This is a genomic window from Aromatoleum toluolicum (assembly GCF_012911005.2).
Classification (GTDB): domain Bacteria; phylum Pseudomonadota; class Gammaproteobacteria; order Burkholderiales; family Rhodocyclaceae; genus Aromatoleum; species Aromatoleum toluolicum.
Genome location: NZ_WTVS01000176.1, coordinates 1 through 1,143, shown reverse-complemented (window position 1 = coordinate 1,143; position 1,143 = coordinate 1). Strand labels below are relative to the sequence as shown.

Here is a 1,143-nt window from a genome sequence, read left to right as displayed (position 1 = left end):
GCTTAACCCATCCCCACCCCAACCCGGGAGTCTCCGCTTCGCTCCGCCGCTGCGGCGGCGCGGAGCGGTGCTCCACGAAACCCCGCCTCCGCCCCCTTGAAGGGGAGGGAGCTAGCGTGCAGCACATTACCCTGATGTCGCATTATTTCCCGGCCGGGCGCTTGCCGCGCGCCTTCTCCAGCTGCTCGCACAGCGTCGTCGCGCCGTCGAGGATGCGCGGCGTGTGGCGCTGGATCAGCTCCGGCGGCACGAAATACAGGTTCTCGCGCGCCGTCGCGGCGAGCTTCGGCCAGCGCTTCCAGTTGTCCAGCCATTCCGGGCGCGCCTCGCCCATGCCGCTCGCGACGACCACCTCGGGGTCGGCCGCCAGCACGCTTTCCACCCCTATCGTCGGCGCGAGCTGAGTGAGCTTGCCGAACACGTTCTCGCCGCCGCACAGGCGGATCACGTCCGAAATCAGGTGTTCGTCGTTGATCGTCATCAGCGGCTTGTCCCAGATCTGGTAGAACATGCGCACTCGGGGTCGCTGTCCGAAACGCCCGGCGAGCGCTCCCTTGCGCGTGCGGAATGCGTCGGCGGCGGCGCGGCCGGCCACGTCCGTGCCGGCGAGCCTGGCGATCGTTTCCAGGCTGCGCGCGACGTCGTCCAGGTTGCGCGGTTCGTTCATGAAGACGGGGATGCCCAGGGCCGCGAGCTTGTCCAGGTGCGCGTCGCGGTTGCCGCTCTTCCACGCGATCACGAGGTCGGGCTTGAGCGCCGCGACCGCCTCCATGTCGACGTTGCTGTAGCCGCCCACGCGCGGCAGCTTGCGTGCTGACTCGGGGTAATCGCTGTAAGCGACCGCGCCGACGACGCGCTCCCCGGCGCCGGCGGCGAACAACAGCTCGGTAACGTGCGGCGCAAGGCTGACGATGCGCTCAGCCGGGCGGGCGAGCTTCAATTCGCGGCCGGTGTCGTCGCGGAGCGCGATTTCCGCCTGCGCGCTGGCCGCGGCGAGTACGGCTGAGGCAAGGATCGCCGCCGCGCGAACGGGGCGGAGGCGGCGGCACAGGGATGGGCGTTGCGTCATTGGCTTCTCAGTCGGGGCGAATCGCCGCGCGGGCGACGGCGCGGTCGGGCGGTGGCGGCGGGGCAGGGGGCGCC

Annotated in this window: 1 protein-coding gene; it reads right to left on the bottom strand. The window is 70.8% G+C overall.

Annotated features, from left to right (window positions below):
• Positions 1-142 precede the first annotated feature (142 nt).
• On the bottom strand, positions 143-1,069 hold the full coding sequence (locus tag GPA27_RS28230) for a cobalamin-binding protein (protein WP_169143723.1): 927 nt from the start codon (positions 1,067-1,069) through the stop codon (positions 143-145).
• Between the last annotated feature and the right edge of the window lie 74 nt (positions 1,070-1,143).

What these genes read in the sequence shown, in the direction of transcription:
- GPA27_RS28230 (WP_169143723.1), bottom strand. Translation starts at nt 1,069, where the DNA reads ATGACGCAACGCCCATCCCTGTGCCGCCGCCTCCGCCCCGTTCGCGCG.